Annotated in this window: 15 protein-coding genes; 7 read left to right on the plus strand and 8 right to left on the minus strand. The window is 51.4% G+C overall.

What is annotated here, in order from left to right:
* The first annotated feature begins 8 nt into the window (after positions 1 to 8).
* From CKV68_RS01810 to msrB, 3 genes are all read left to right on the plus strand, one after another.
* Positions 9 to 773 carry a pyrimidine reductase family protein gene (locus CKV68_RS01810; RefSeq protein WP_095075482.1) on the plus strand — a complete coding sequence of 255 codons (765 nt, stop codon included), beginning with the start codon at positions 9 to 11 and terminating at the stop codon, positions 771 to 773.
* A gap of 71 nt (positions 774 to 844) precedes the next feature.
* Positions 845 to 2,125 carry a glycosyltransferase family 87 protein gene (locus CKV68_RS01815; RefSeq protein ID WP_095075483.1) on the plus strand — a complete coding sequence of 427 codons (1,281 nt, stop codon included), beginning with the start codon at positions 845 to 847 and terminating at the stop codon, positions 2,123 to 2,125.
* Between the two features lie 223 nt (positions 2,126 to 2,348).
* Positions 2,349 to 2,759, plus strand: coding sequence for a peptide-methionine (R)-S-oxide reductase MsrB (gene msrB, locus CKV68_RS01820; RefSeq protein ID WP_013911666.1), 411 nt, complete (start codon positions 2,349 to 2,351; stop codon positions 2,757 to 2,759).
* A gap of 77 nt (positions 2,760 to 2,836) precedes the next feature.
* Here the strand turns inward: msrB and hemQ are convergent, their stop codons facing one another.
* Positions 2,837 to 3,541 carry a hydrogen peroxide-dependent heme synthase gene (gene hemQ / locus CKV68_RS01825; RefSeq protein WP_095075484.1) on the minus strand — a complete coding sequence of 235 codons (705 nt, stop codon included), beginning with the start codon at positions 3,539 to 3,541 and terminating at the stop codon, positions 2,837 to 2,839.
* A gap of 291 nt (positions 3,542 to 3,832) precedes the next feature.
* Between hemQ and CKV68_RS01830 the strand changes: the two genes are divergently transcribed.
* Both CKV68_RS01830 and CKV68_RS01835 read left to right on the plus strand, forming a co-directional pair.
* The gene (locus CKV68_RS01830; RefSeq protein WP_029975278.1) at positions 3,833 to 4,441 is read left to right on the plus strand and encodes a DUF3000 domain-containing protein; all 609 of its coding nucleotides are present in this window, start codon (positions 3,833 to 3,835) and stop codon (positions 4,439 to 4,441) included.
* A gap of 10 nt (positions 4,442 to 4,451) precedes the next feature.
* Positions 4,452 to 5,657, plus strand: a complete 1,206-nt coding sequence (locus CKV68_RS01835; RefSeq protein WP_095075485.1) for an HRDC domain-containing protein — start codon at positions 4,452 to 4,454, stop codon at positions 5,655 to 5,657.
* Positions 5,658 to 5,681: 24 nt separating this feature from the next.
* Here the strand turns inward: CKV68_RS01835 and dxs are convergent, their stop codons facing one another.
* The 5 genes from dxs to dut form a co-directional block, all read right to left on the minus strand.
* A complete protein-coding gene (gene dxs / locus CKV68_RS01840; RefSeq protein WP_013911670.1) occupies positions 5,682 to 7,601 on the minus strand; it encodes a 1-deoxy-D-xylulose-5-phosphate synthase in 1,920 nt (639 codons plus the stop codon).
* Positions 7,602 to 7,822: 221 nt separating this feature from the next.
* Positions 7,823 to 9,142 (minus strand): class I SAM-dependent RNA methyltransferase, encoded by a 1,320-nt coding sequence (locus tag CKV68_RS01845; protein WP_095075486.1) that lies wholly within the window; start codon positions 9,140 to 9,142, stop codon positions 7,823 to 7,825.
* Positions 9,143 to 9,847: a DUF3159 domain-containing protein gene (locus CKV68_RS01850; protein WP_095075487.1), complete on the minus strand. Its 705-nt coding sequence runs from the start codon at positions 9,845 to 9,847 to the stop codon at positions 9,143 to 9,145.
* Between the two features lie 26 nt (positions 9,848 to 9,873).
* Positions 9,874 to 10,686: a DUF3710 domain-containing protein gene (locus CKV68_RS01855; protein WP_095075488.1), complete on the minus strand. Its 813-nt coding sequence runs from the start codon at positions 10,684 to 10,686 to the stop codon at positions 9,874 to 9,876.
* A 106-nt stretch (positions 10,687 to 10,792) separates the two neighbouring features.
* The gene (gene dut / locus CKV68_RS01860) at positions 10,793 to 11,254 is read right to left on the minus strand and encodes a dUTP diphosphatase (RefSeq protein ID WP_013911674.1); all 462 of its coding nucleotides are present in this window, start codon (positions 11,252 to 11,254) and stop codon (positions 10,793 to 10,795) included.
* 232 nt (positions 11,255 to 11,486) lie between these two features.
* On the opposite strand from dut, the gene CKV68_RS01865 reads away from it, so the two are divergent.
* Complete coding sequence (locus CKV68_RS01865) at positions 11,487 to 11,984, plus strand: DUF3093 domain-containing protein (protein ID WP_014836490.1); 498 nt, start codon at positions 11,487 to 11,489, stop codon at positions 11,982 to 11,984.
* A 154-nt stretch (positions 11,985 to 12,138) separates the two neighbouring features.
* On the opposite strand, the gene CKV68_RS01870 is transcribed toward CKV68_RS01865, so the two are convergent.
* Positions 12,139 to 12,432: a DUF4193 domain-containing protein gene (locus CKV68_RS01870; protein ID WP_013911676.1), complete on the minus strand. Its 294-nt coding sequence runs from the start codon at positions 12,430 to 12,432 to the stop codon at positions 12,139 to 12,141.
* A gap of 193 nt (positions 12,433 to 12,625) precedes the next feature.
* Positions 12,626 to 13,558 carry an inositol monophosphatase family protein gene (locus tag CKV68_RS01875; RefSeq protein WP_014525886.1) on the minus strand — a complete coding sequence of 311 codons (933 nt, stop codon included), beginning with the start codon at positions 13,556 to 13,558 and terminating at the stop codon, positions 12,626 to 12,628.
* A gap of 214 nt (positions 13,559 to 13,772) precedes the next feature.
* Between CKV68_RS01875 and ppgK the strand changes: the two genes are divergently transcribed.
* Positions 13,773 to 14,525 (plus strand): polyphosphate--glucose phosphotransferase, encoded by a 753-nt coding sequence (gene ppgK, locus CKV68_RS01880; RefSeq protein ID WP_013911678.1) that lies wholly within the window; start codon positions 13,773 to 13,775, stop codon positions 14,523 to 14,525.
* The last annotated feature ends 191 nt before the right edge of the window (positions 14,526 to 14,716 follow it).

Genomic DNA, 14,716 nt, shown 5'->3' on the forward strand with positions numbered 1-14,716 from the left:
ATCGTTTTATGTCCACTACTCAGCAGCAGGCACAACAGTTACTAGGAGAGATCCAGCCAGCCCAACACCCGGAACTAAGAGCTGTCACCTTAGCCACTCTTAATGGATCCGCGACCATCAACGGTGTATCCGGTTTTTCCTCCACTCCTCTGGATGCAGAGATGATCACGGCTGTGCGGGCATGGTCAGATCTCGTGCTGGTTACCTCCGCGACCATCAAGGCCGAATCTTATGGCCTTGTTTCGCTTTCACTAGAAGTGCAGCTAGAGCGAAAAGCCAGAGGTCAGACTCCCCTTCCCACCCTTGGCATAGTCAGCCGTTCCCTCGATTTTCCCAGCGATTCGGTTGTCTTTGAACCAAGCGCACGAGATTCTTTACTTGTGATTACTGAGAACGTCGATAAGCAGGACGTCCAGCGGGCGCATCGATACCATCAACTCACTGATGCGGGGATCGCCGTTCTTATGGTTTCAGATTTAGAGACTCCCTCAGGCCTCCACTCCGCACTGACAACTCTGCGCAAGAACGAGTTTTCTCGCATCAGTTGTGAGGGCGGACCATCCTTGTATCGGAAGCTTCTTCAGGCCCAGCTCATTGATATTATTCACCTGACCATCGCACCTGTCATTGCGTTGCCCGTAGAAACACCCAGCTTTGGCGCCGACTCATCGACCACCACCGCTTTGTATCACTTTGCTGTAGAAGAAACTCTCACGGCCACAGATGGGTCAGTTTTTCTCAGGCTCAAAGCCACTTCAGGCAACAAACCCTAACAGCAGATTTTTCGAGGTACTAACCAGTTTCGATCCCCCACCCCACGGGTTTTTCTACTACGGTAATCAAAGTGACCGAGAATCAAATTACCCGTAGCACCCGTTTTTCTTTCCCTCAATGGTTGCGTCGGCAAGCGGAGATATCCCGCTCGTTCTCCTACTCCCAACCGGCACTAGCTCAAACGCCATGGGATAGCGCGGGAAAAAAGGCTTTATATCCGCTAGCTATTGGCTTGGTCATATACAGTGTCGCGGTTTTAGGCGTTAACGGCAGCATCACCGATGATTTCTCTACCGTTTATAATGCTTTACGACGTTTCCTCGACGGAGTTCCTGTCTATAACGAGACATACTATTTCGTTGACCCGCATTATCTCTATAACCCCGGAGCCACTGTTCTCCTGTCGCCGATAGCCCTAGGCACTCATTTTGCGTTTCAACGCCTGGTATTCATCATCGCAAATGCCGCTGCCATCATCGCGGCGCTGGCGCTTCTCACTCGGCTTTTTGGATACTCGCTTAAAAGTGCGGTCTTTCCGCTCGTGATCGCACTCGCCTTTCTCACAGAAGCTGTAAGAAACACCCTCATCTTTTCCAATATCAACGGAGTCTTGCTTCTAGCTTTTGTCGCTTTTCTCCGATTAACTCTTGATAATCGGCGGTGGTGGGCTGGAATTATTATTGGCCTGGCGATTGTGGTCAAACCTGTTTTCTTGCCAGTCCTTTTTATCCCGCTAGTTTTGCTGCACTGGCAAACCCTGTGTGCTGCGCTGGGAATTCCGATAGTTACCAATATTGTCGGTTGGTTCCTAGTGCCAGGTGCTTCCGAGTACCTTAGCCGTACGGCGCCTTATCTTAAAGAGGTTCGAGACTACGCCAATAGCTCCTTGCGTGGCATGGCAGTGTACTTTGGTGCGCCGACATGGGTGAGCGCTTTCTTTTTCGTGCTCTTTGCCGGACTCGTTATTGCGGGGATCCTCTTCCTCCTTCAATGGAGGTCAAAGGAACCTTTGCTGTGGATTACTTCCACAGCATCGCTTCTACTCCTCGCCGGCTTTTTCTTATCCTCGCTGGGGCAAATGTACTATTCCATGACTCTTTTCCCCCTGCTGTTTACCGTTCTTCTCTCTCGCTCCCCTATGCATACGTGGACAGCCTGGATCGGTGCACTCCTTGTCCTTGCTCCATTTGATTGGACTTCATCGTATTGGCCGGTAGTAGGCCCTTGGCTCACTACTTTCCAGGCCACTTTTGGCTGGGGACTGCTCATCATCGCTATCAGCGTCAGTGCCATGGCATGGCGACAGGCGGATGTTAACAACGCTGCTGCGCTGAATCCGTCGACCGCTTAAATCTCGAAGAAGTTCCAAAAAGCACTCTGCCCTATCTTCCCTTTTTATTCAGCACTTATCCTGCGACTTCACATCGAAAGCTACCATAATCCTGCTGTATTGCTGTTAAATTCCTGAATCGGCTCATAAAGGGAAATATCAGGAAAGCCCGCGCGTTGATAGATACATAAGATCCATTGGCGCTTGGTCTTCCGAGCCCGTCGACTAACAAGGAGTGCTTATTATGACTAACTTCAAGCTGATTTCCGACGATCAGTGGCGGCAACGACTCAGCGCTGAAGAATATCGGGTTCTGCGACAAGCTGGGACTGAAGCTCCTCACGTTGGCAAATACACCAATACAAAGACCGAAGGCGTTTATTCCTGTCGGGCGTGTGGAACTGAACTGTTCAGATCCACAGAGAAATTTGATTCCCATTGCGGGTGGCCTTCGTTTTTCTCCCCACTAGCAGGGGACAAAATTATCGAGCGCTCCGACACCTCGCTAGGAATGGTGCGTACCGAGGTCCTGTGCGCCACCTGCAACTCACACCTAGGCCATGTTTTCGCAGGGGAAGGCTATTCCACTCCTACAGATCTGCGCTATTGCATTAACTCAATCTGCCTTGAGTTAGAAGAGAAGCCCGTCGACTAAATAAAACCACTACTCCCCTCGCCTATGAGCCCACACAGCGGCTGAGCCGAGGGGAGTATTTTTAAAAACCAGAAGCGTTATGGCAGTACAGAAATCACATCGCCGATAGTCGTTACTCGCTTACCGGTGAAGAAAGGAACCTCTTCACGTACGTGAAGCCGCGCCTTGGTGTAACGCATCTGATGCATCAAATCAACGATGCGGTCCAAGCTCGGTGCTTCAAAGGCCAGCATCCACTCATAATCACCCAAGGCAAAAGCGGGGACAGTGTTAGCGCGAACATCTGGGTATTCGCGGGCTGCTTGACCATGCTCAACCAAGATGGCACGACGCTCTTGTGGATCCATAAGGTACCAGTCATAAGAACGCACGAAAGGATACACAGTGATCCACTGACCGGGCTCTTCTCCCATAATGAATGAGGGAAGGTGTGAACGGTTAAACTCTGCAGGACGGTGGAGTGAGTTACCTAGCCAGAAGACCTCTGTGGTCTGCCCCAGCACGGTGTCTCGACGGAACCTGCAGTATGCATCCTGAATCTGTTCAAATTCCTCTGCAATCCACCAGATCATAAAGTCAGCTTCAGCCCGGCACCCCGACAAGTCATAAATTCCGCGGACGGAAACTACACCTTCGCGTTCCAGCTCAGCGAAAAAGCCCTGTGCCTGAGCGATGATATCGCTTCTGTCTGTTCCCAAAGCTCCTGGTATCGCTTTAAACGTCACAAATTGCGAATACCTTTGCAAACTATTCAATTCGTCGAAGTTAATCTTCTTTGCCACTGCATAGCCTTTCTGTCTGCACCTAGTTGCCGTCTATAACGTGTTCGTAGTAATCAGACAGAAATCCTGGAGAAAGCGACTCTGTAAATCGTCCCATCCACCAAAACTCCCGTCTTGCTATCAATCTTAAGTTTTATTCCAGCTCACGGTCAAAGAATCTTCGTCGCGCGCAGGCTACATCTCCTGTCTACCCCATCTCACGTCGACTTATTTCCTATACAGGGTTCAAGCACTATGCACTTCCGGCGCGCCTCCAACCAAACGTGCACAGCAAAAGTTACGTTCTCCTTTGTGACTGATTCTCAAGCACCGTCGACGCCCAATATCTCGGACGCCACGGACTCAACCCCACTGGAGTTTTCCCAGGCGGTCGAATCTATGCATCAGGCTATGCTGCGTCCTGAGATCACTTTGGGGACAATCCGTCCCCCGCAGCGTCTTGCTCCGTTTAGCCACGCAATCGGCCTAGAGGTATCTGACCCAACTCAGGGCTCGCGTATCCCTGACCACAGCGATGGAGACGCTTTCGGCCGGCTCATCCTCCTTCATGACCCTCATTCCGAGGACTCATGGGAAGGAACCATGCGCCTTGTTGCTTATATCCAAGCAGATATGGATGCTTCTGTAGCCAACGATCCTTTGCTCCCAGAGGTTGCATGGGAATGGCTGACTGAAGGACTTGCAGATGCAGGTTTTAGCAACTTAGGCGGAACAGTGACATCTACGTCTTCAGTTCGCTTTGGAGACATCGGTGGACCACCAAGGGCATATCAAGTTGAGATGCGGGCATCATGGACCGCGGAATCCTATGATCTTGCACCTCATGTCCTCGCTTTTTCAAAGGTACTTGCCAACGTCGCAGGTCTGCCTCCTGAGGGCATTTCAGCAATAGGCCGCTAATACTTACATTATGCCCGAGCTTCTCGACGAACCCAGGGAGGGCCTTCCTCCACTGTGCACTACGGTAGAAGAAATAGCTGATGCAGCGCGTCTTCTCGAATCTGGAACTGGACCGTTTGCTGTAGATACAGAACGTGCCTCAGGATTCCGTTATGACGATCGTGCTTTTCTTCTACAAATCCGTAGAAGGCAAGCCGGCACGGTGCTTATCGACCCTTCAATCCATCCCGAGGCTGTCACTCAGCACCTCGGAAGAGTGCTCAACTTCCATACTTGGGTCATTCACGCGGCCCCCAGTGATCTACCGTGCCTGCACGAATTGGGACTGCGCCCTTCTAATATTTTTGATACCGAACTTGCCGGCAGGCTCATCGGTATGCCGCGCGTCAACCTTGCCGCAATGACCGAAGAAATCGTCGGCTTCACATTGCTCAAAGGACATGGCGCAGAGGATTGGTCCACACGTCCCCTTCCTACAGACTGGCTAAACTATGCAGCTCTAGACGTAGAAACTCTCTTAGACCTTGCTGATGCAATGGCGGAGCTACTCGATTCTCAAGGCAAGCTCGATTGGGCTGAACAAGAGTTTGCCCACCTTGTCCACATGGAATATGACACTCCGCGCTCGCCTAAACAGTGGATAGATCTTAAAGGAATTGGTTCCATCAAAGATCCCGAGCAACTTGTCGTGGCCAGAGAAGTCTGGAATGCACGAGAGAAGGAAGCCTACGAAGTGGACAAGGCCGTGTCTCGTATACTGCCTGATAAAGCAGTCATCGGTTTAGCACTTTCCATGCCTCAGAGTGTACGTGCAGTAGAACGATCACCCGGTTATCCTTCCCGATTACGGAAGGCATCTCGTAGGTGGTTGAGCGTTGTCACGGCTGCCCGCAAGCTTCCCTCTAGTCAATGGCCGCAAAGGAATCCTCGCCCACCGCGCCCTTATCCTCCCAAATCTTTGTGGGGACGCGACTATCCTGAGGTCTTGGCGGCCTGGGAGGACGTACAGCGCTCGTTAAGCTCCCTGTCTCTCCACCTGGAGATTCCCGTCGAGAATATTCTTCAGCCCTCAGCTCTCCGAGAAATCGTCTGGCTGTGCTGCACCACATACTCGATTGTCTCCCATGACGATCTTGTACAGGCTTTACGCGATCACCAGGCGCGCGAGTGGCAAATTCAGATTGTCCTCGACCCGCTGCGCCGCAAGCTCCTATAAAAGCTTTTCGACGCAGCCTCTCCGCTATTCCGCTTCTGCTTCACTAGGGCCAAAGAGATCTTCCGCCCAACCACAAATAGCAGTGGTCACACTATGAGAGTCGAGTCCCACCATCTTAAGAAGTTCGCTTCTCGACGCATGCTCAGGGAACACTTCCGGGAAGGCTAAGTTCCGAACCGGAACATCAATTTCTGCAGCGTTAAGAGCCTCATTGATCATCGAGCCAATACCACCATGGATAATGCCATCTTCGATGGTGACCACGAGGTCATGATCTGCTGCCATAGCAATAAGCGACGGTGCAACAGGTGAAACCCATCGCGGATCCACCACTGTTACGTTTAGCCCCTCTTCAATCAAGGTCGAACATGCTTCCATCGCGGTCTTCGCCATAATGCCTGCTGCAACGATCAAAATGCTAGGCGAATCACTATCAGCACCTTCAGTGTCCGCATAAGCCAACACCTCCGCACCGTCGTCAAGCCTCATGAGGGCGGGGATCTCCTCAGGAAGATTTCCTTTGGGGAATCTGACCACCGTGGGACCATCGATAGATACCGCTTCACGGAAGAGCTCTTTAAGCTGCGATCCATCGCGCGGCGCCGCAACACGCATCCCCGGGATCACCGATGTTATCGCAAAATCCCATACACCATTATGGCTTGCTCCATCAGAACCAGTTACGCCTGCTCTGTCCAGCACGATGGTGACCGGCAGTTCAAGGAGGCTGACGTCCATGATCATCTGGTCAAACGCCCGATTGAGGAATGTCGAATACACTGCGACAACAGGGTGTAGGCCGCCCAAGGCTAGACCCGCTGCAGAGGTCATCGCATGTTGTTCAGCGATCCCTACGTCAAAAAATCTCTCCGGATAGGCTTCCCCAAAGGCCGATAAACCAGTCGGGCCTGCCATCGCAGCGGTAATGGCCACGATGTCCTGGCGTTCCTTGCCGACCTCCACAAGTTCCTTGCTAAACACAGACGTCCAGCCGGGACTTTTTGTTCCTACGGGTTCACCTGTCTTGGGGTTAATAACACCCGTGGAGTGCATGAGTTCCGCAACATCATTTTCTGCGGGGGCATAGCCTTTGCCTTTTTCGGTAACCACATGAACAATCAGCGGACCTTTATGATCACGTCCATAGCGGAGCGCAGTTTCTACAGCCTTGATGTTATGCCCATTAACCGGACCAATGTACTTCATTCCCAGCTCAGGGAACATTTCTGTGGGAATAACGCTAGATTTAACGCCTTCTTTGAATGCATGAAGCGCTTCAAAAGTTCGCTCACCCACCCAGCCAAGGGCCTTCAGCGTGCTCTTCCCCTGCTCCATCATCTTGTCGTAGAACGGCTGCATCCGAAGGCCCGCTAAGTTATCGGCAAAACCACCGATCGTAGGAGAATAACTGCGGCCATTGTCGTTGACCACGATCACAACATTGCGATCCTTGCCCATTGCGATGTTATTGAGAGCCTCCCAACACATCCCGCCGGTCAAAGCGCCATCGCCAACAATCGCAACGACGTTGCGATGGGTTTCTCCTTGAATCTCAAACGCCTTGGACAAACCATCGGCGTACGACAATGCTGCTGAAGCGTGTGAAGATTCGGTCCAGTCGTGAGGGCTTTCTGCACGGTCTGTATAGCCGGACAAGCCTCCCTTTTGCCTCAGCGAGTCAAACAGCCCCCCGCGACCCGTCAGGATCTTATGAACATAGGACTGATGTGACGTATCAAAAATAATGGGATCCGAAGGAGAAGAAAAGACACGATGCAGAGCAATCGTCAGCTCAACTACTCCGAGATTTGGCCCCAGGTGCCCTCCGGTAGCAGATACTTTTTCAACAAGAAATTCTCTAATCTCTGCAGCAAGCGCATCAAGCTCATCAAAAGAGAGCCTTTTCACGTCGGCCGGAGACGAGACGGTGTGAAGAATACCCATGGAGGAAAGGCGCACCCTTTCATTGATCGCGGACGACGGGCTTAGCTGTTAGCACTCTCCGCTAAGGATAGTGGAGAGCTCTACGGTCTGAGGAGACATGCGATTGGGGGCGCATGCAGCTACAAGCCTGAAGTGACAAAAATTCTTAAACGCATTCTACTCCGTCATGTACTCCGACTAATAAAGCCCACCACTTTCGCATGTCGCCACAAGCGCACGAATTAAAGTTTGCGGCCCTTATCGCGCACCAATAAGCCGAGGGTCTCAAAATGATGAGTACCTGGAAAAGCATCCACAAGCTGGAGACGAATCAATGCGTACCCGTTTTCCAACCAATACGACATATCACGAGCAAAAGTGGCAGGATCGCAACCAATATGAACAACAACCTCAGGCGACGCTAGCGCAATATCATCAATGACTGCTCGCCCAGCTCCCACTCGTGGCGGGTCGAGCACCACTGCAACAGGCTTTGGTAGCCTCGGCACAGCCCGCTCCACCAGCGAGGAGTGGAAGACCACCCGTTTGGCGCCGTGGATGCTTCTTAGAGCATGTTTTCCAGCTTTTGCAGCTTCTGGCGCTAGCTCCACAGAGTGGATAGTGCTGTCTTCTCCCAGCCCCTCCAACATTGCGGGCACAAAAGCTCCTGCCCCACCATAGAGGTCCCATCCAATGGGTTTGCCGTTAACAGCATCCTTGAGGTTAAGCTCCTGCAGCGTAGTTTTCATCCAGCGTTGGATAGTAGAAGCATAATGCTGGGCCGAAGCCTTATGTGCCTGCCAAAAAGCTGTTGCTGGAATAGTAAATTGTGCGTTGTCGATGACCTGAGTAACGTTGCCGTCGCCTTCCAATACTTTTTGAATCGACTCAGCACGTTGCCCTCGCGATGGCTTTCGTGTTTCCACGACTGAGCGTTTACCTTCATCGTCCAGGACGACCACAATCTGAGAACCTGGCGTGAACGTAAAGTTCACTGCCGCTCCTTCAGATTCGACGATCCCGTCCAACAAGCCTGGAACAGCTTGTGAACAACGATGATGCGCCACTATGTCGTGGGAGTTGCGACGACGAAAACCGGCGTTCCCCAGAGCATCGACACCCAGGCGCATCCGGGTGCGCCAACCCACTGGTTCCCCAATAGTCTGCACATCAATAGCAGGAATATCAGTGATCTTGCCTAAACGATGAAGCTGGTCTTTCAAAATATGTGCTTTGAACTGAGCTTCTTCTTCAGGCTTAATATCTCCTAGGTCACAGCATCCGGCGCCATGCAACGCTGCCAGACATCTATTGACTGTTCTAAGATCAGATGCTCGTATCACTGCATCCAGTTCCGCACGAGCAAATTTTTTCTTCACCTGCGTAATTGTGGCCTCGACTACATCCCCGGGATAGGTATTAGGAACAAAAACCACCCGCCCCTCAGACAAGGCTATTCCTTCGCCCCCATGTGCTGACCGCTCAATGGTCAACTCGACTTTTGTTCCCTTATGCAGGGTTACATTCGATCCCTCGGGAATACCCGCTGCCGTCTCAGTCATTTATTTATGTCCTTCTTGAGGATCGACAGGGTTAGCTTCCCGATCCGCAGTTTCTTCTACAGGCATATTTTGCTCTGTGGCCATCGCACGTGCGGCTTTCTTAACCATCCACACCGTAAGTAGCGTGACTAATCCGGTAAGCGGCCAGCCCATGAGAATACGTGCAAGCGCTAGCGCATTCGTTGCGTCTGCATCATAAAGATTACGCTGAACTACAAAGCGCGTTGCAAATACTAAGGCCCATCCGAGAGTAGCGACAGCATAAGCACGACGCGCCGTGACGTTTGTTCTCCACGCCATGCCTTCGCCATTGATCCCCTTCCAGATGATTCCGACCATAGGCCATCGCACGATCAAGGAGACTATAAACACGAGAGACATCAAGCCTGACATCCAGATGCCATAAAGGAAATAGCCTTTGGCGTCTCCAGTCCACCATGCGATTGCCGCGCAAATTCCTACTCCGATAAACCCTGAGATAGCAGGCTGAAGATTTTCTTTCCGCATCAGGCGCCACACTGTGACTGCTATCGCTATCGCGATCGCAGCCAAGAGGCCAATATTAAGACCCCATGTGTTGTTGATTGGAACAAAAACCAGGATAGGCAAAGTCGAGGAGACTAAGCCTCCAAGACCACCCATCTGGTCCAAAAACGTACCAGTATCTTTGGTTTTTCCTTCAGGTTCTGTAACAGAAGAGTCCACTTAATTCCTTTATTACTATCAGTGGTTTATTCAGAAGGTGCCGCTGGGGGCTGAGAATTATTCGGGTCGCTCTCCATCGCAGCTCGTCGCGCCATCTCTTCCTGCACTTGCTCTGCAAGTGGTTGCGGAAGAGCCACTGGCAATGAGCTTCCGGCCAAAATAGGAGCATCTCCGCGATTCACAAAAGTACGGGCGATAACTTCACGGCCCAGCTCAGCCATCTGCTCAGCAGATTCCGCCGGCGCAGCAAGAGTCATCCGCAGCATCCAACGAGGTCCATCTACACCAATGATGCGAATTATCCCGTTTCCTCCGTCTGCAGATCCAACGATCTCACGCCCCCAAGGACCATGTTCGATGTGCACAAGGAGCCCGTCTTCACGCATTCCCGCTGCAATTTCTTTGGTCGATTCACGCCATTGCCCTGCGGAAGAAGGCGCAGCGAAAGCAACCGGAGTGATACGTCCGTGCTCTGTAAGAATGTGAAGCATCTTCGGCCCCTCTGGCCCCATTTCCACTTGCACCTCAGAAGGGCGTGGGAGCGGGACAAGTAAGGAACCTAGATTGAGTGTTCCATCGGAGAAATCAGAGAAATCAAACTCCTCAATATCGACGTGTCCGGCATCAAAGGGACCTCTCTGGCCATTGATCGCATCATGAAGAGGATCTGCGCCTTCGGACTCATCCGCTACCAAGCTGTCATCTAAAGAATCACCCTCTGGATCTGCTTTTACCAGAGATGGATCATTTTCTGCCGGGTATCCGGGGTCTTCTTGTCGGTCCATATCCGGGTTGTCAGTAGACTCATTTTTATTTTTACCAAAAGGCCAGATAGACATATTCTTCCTTCACACTTGCACTGCTTGTAATTCTTTGTGGCTAATCAAGGGCTGGTAGTACAAAGCAACACAACTAGCTGTAACCACAGACTACGCTGCCCGTAAACTAGTTAACCCCTGTAGAGCCGTAGCCGCTAGCTCCTCGTACTGTGTCATCGAGCTCCTCGACCTCTATAAAATCAACCAACTCAACTTTCTGAATCACAAGCTGAGCAATACGCTGTCCACGCTCAATAGAGATAGGTGTCTGAGGATCAAGGTTAATCAGGCACACCTTGATTTCTCCACGATAATCTGCATCGATTGTACCGGGAGCATTGACAATACTGAGTCCTTCTTTTAGAGCACGTCCTGATCGTGGGTGGATAAGTCCCACAGTCCCTAGAGGCAAAGCTAACGCCACGCCGGTGCCTACGAGTGCCCGATGTCCAGGCTGAATCTGGATGTTCTCGGTGGCATACAGGTCCACTCCTGCGTCTCCGCGATGTGCACGCTGAGGTAGCGGAAGATCTTTATCTAGCCGTTTAATCGACACAGGTCCTATTTGGTGATCACTGTAGGCATCCACGATGCAGCTCCTTGCTCTGTTGTTCATCTGACCTAAGTCTTTCTGTGCCGATGCGGCACAAACACCGCATAAGAATGCCACACCAACGTACAAATTCTCACATTTATGAGGCCATCTTCTTGAATAAGCTTTGCGACCCCACCGCAATAGCGTCGTAAAGCTCAAAACCACTGTGAAGTCATCTCAGTGCTCAGCAGTTGTAGTCGCCTTGCACTGCAGTAGACTGTGCTGCGTGACTGATGGGGAACGTAATCAAGTAAAAGTCTTGTACAGCGAACGACAATGGGTTCCATGGTACTGGTGGCTTTTTGCCGCAGCCTTCGTCGCCCTCATCGCGACACAGGCTGGGATAAATCGATCTGGTATCTGGTTCTATGGCACTGCTGTCCTTCTAGCAGCAATATCGACGTGGGTCCTCCTTTCTTGGTCTGGGACAAAAATCACTGTCGAGGAGGACTCTGAGGGAACCCGTTGGCTTGTTGTCGGCGAAGCCAACCTGCCTTCTACCGTAGTTTCGCGTTCGTTGGCTGTCCCCTCTTCTGCCAAACGCAACGCGATGGGACGCCAGTTTGATCCTGCCGCTTTTATGGTCTCTCATGGCTGGGTACCTGAGATGGTGATGCTCGTGTTAGACGACGAGGACGACCCCACCCCCTACTGGCTGATTTCTTCTAAGAACCCAGAACAATTGCTTCAGAGTTTTGTGCCTCATCAAACCGTCAACACGTGACGCTAATGCTAATCCACTGAGGACACGCATAAGGTCAGAGGTTGCTAAAAATGTAGCAGCCTCTGACCTTATATTTTGTGCGCTAACGCGCAGCATCCACGTTGGCAGTTACGGCCGATGAATGCATCGCACCTATGCCCTCATGACGACTTAGTTACGCACAATCTTTGCAGATAATACTGCCGTCATCTTCGACATGATCGATACGATTATTGCGTTGAACCAAATAGCAAACAGAACAGGTGAACTCGTCGGAACGGCGAGGAATCACGGTAACGCTAAGTTCTTCTCCCGAAAGATCCACTGTGGGAAGCTCAAAAGGTTCGACGATCTCACCGTCATCATCAATATTGCTCTTAGTTGACTCTGCGGCTTTCAGTCCCTCTAGGGAGTCAGTCTCAATCTCGTCTTCTTCTCGACGTCGGGGTGCGTCGTAGTCAGTCGCCATGTGTCTCGCTTCCTGAAGTAAATTGCAGAACAGTCATCGCGTCAGCGGCGTTGTATGCCTGCCCCTGCCCGAACTACTGTGTGGCATCTATCGACGCGCATATTAAGGCACAAATCCCAGATTGTCACTTCAGTTCCAACAACCTCCCTAACGGGGGTAACTTCAAAGAAGTGAACCTATCAATTCATGCTCTTCAATTTCGCACGTTATGTGAGGTAATAAGGTTTTCTAGCTCTATCGAAATGCTAGGTGAGGAGGCCCACACAATTTCCCCCGACGTTCCCGGCGTAGAAAGAGGCGGGATTCGGACACTCGCACCAGCTTCAGCTGCAATCAACGCCCCTGCAGCGTAATCCCATGAGTTAAGACCGCGCTCAAAATAAGCATCAATCCTCCCCTCCGCCACGGAACACAAGTCTAAAGCGGCACTTCCCATCCTGCGAATATCACGTACTTGGGGCAGCACGTGCACAAGCAATTGCGCTTGTTCTTCCCTCCGCTTCGCCGCATAAGAAAACCCAGTAGCTACAAGTGCCATGGCTAGATCCTGGACATACCTCACCCTGATGACAGACCAGTCTTCACCTTCATCAGCAGCAATTGCACCTGCTCCTACTGCAGCGGCATACATTCGTCCGGTAGCCACGTTCACTACTGCGCCAGCGACGACTTGACCATCTACGGCAGCCGCGATCGATACCGCATAGTGAGGAATCCCGTAGAGAAAATTAACCGTGCCGTCAATCGGGTCAACAATCCACGTCACCCCGCTGACGGATACCAGCTCGCTGCCTTCCTCCCCAATAATGCCATCGCTCGGACGTCTACGGGCAATCTCTTCGGCGATAATTCTCTCTGCCTCCGTGTCCACTACAGTCACCGGATCTACTGGAGAAGACTTAGTGTGCACGAAGTCGGAAAGGTCTCCCAGCTGGGCAACCTGTCTTCTAATGGCAGCAGCAGCACAATCAGCGATCGCAATAGCATGGCCTGCAAGCTGGACCGCAGTACTTGGCTCTGCATCGTGCTCTGCAGTTAAAAGAGCTACTGCTTGTCCTGCCCGAGCACACGCAGCTCCCTCGTGTGACAAATGCGCATCTACATCATGATCATCATTGTTTGACATGCTGCTCAACCGTCCTTAAATCACGGAAGTGACATCTTTTACAAAACTGTTTACGCACAACCCATTCTTCCTTCTTTTCCTAGATTACGCAGCCCAAAAGCCCCCATACGTTTTTGCGGTTCCTCATTATGTTGTGCGTTATTTACATCGCGTAGAGGCGTAAATCTGCTGCAATTGCGCTCACAGGCGCTTGCCATTCAGTAAGCTCAAATCCATGACACGAATTGGCTTTGGCATTGATGTTGGTGGATCTGGGATTAAAGGCGCCCGTGTTGATCTGGATACCGGTGAATTTGTCGGAGACAGGATTAAAATTTTAACGCCCAAACCTGCCACCCCCGAAGCGGTCGCCCAAACGATTTTCCGCATTGTTACAGAAGCTGAATGGGAAGGACCAGTCGGAATAACGCTTCCCTCTGTAATCCGAAATCAGGTAGCTCTTTCCGCCGCTAACATTGACAAATCATGGATCAACGTTGATGTTCAGAAACTATTTACAAAAACCCTAGGCGGACGTAACGTTGCAGTGCTTAACGACGCCGATGCGGCAGGCATCGCCGAGGTCACTTTCGGAGAAGAACAAGCTCGCCGCGGCTCCGCCATTTTGCTCACTTTAGGAACTGGAATCGGTTCCGCTTTCTTTATCAATGGCGTCCTATTCCCCAATACTGAACTAGGACACATGCTCGTAGAAGGAAAAGAAGCCGAGCATCTCGCTTCATCCGCAGCCAAAGACCGTGAAGAGCTAAGCTATTCCAAATGGGCCAAGCGTGTTTCTAAAGTCCTCAGCGAATATGAACGGCTCTTTTGGCCAGACGTATTTATCGTAGGCGGAGGAATCTCACGCAAAGCCGATAAATGGATCCCTAAGCTCACTATCGCTACACCTGTCGTACCTGCAAAGCTACGCAATACTGCAGGAATCGTAGGAGCAGCAATGGCGGCTGACCAAAATATCCGCCCCTAGAGCATCGTAAAAACTGCCAACCTTCATGGGGTCGCTACCGCTAAAACTTCCATAATTTTGCAAGTAACGCCCCCTCAAACCCCGCAATCTCCTTAAATGTTTTATAATGGCGCTTTGTCCAAGTCGTAATTAGTAAAATGCCTAGGAACTTCCACGTTCGACCTCCAGTTCTCCCTGTGTCCTTCCGCTTG

It is taken from the genome of Corynebacterium ulcerans (assembly GCF_900187135.1).
GTDB lineage: Bacteria > Actinomycetota > Actinomycetes > Mycobacteriales > Mycobacteriaceae > Corynebacterium > Corynebacterium ulcerans.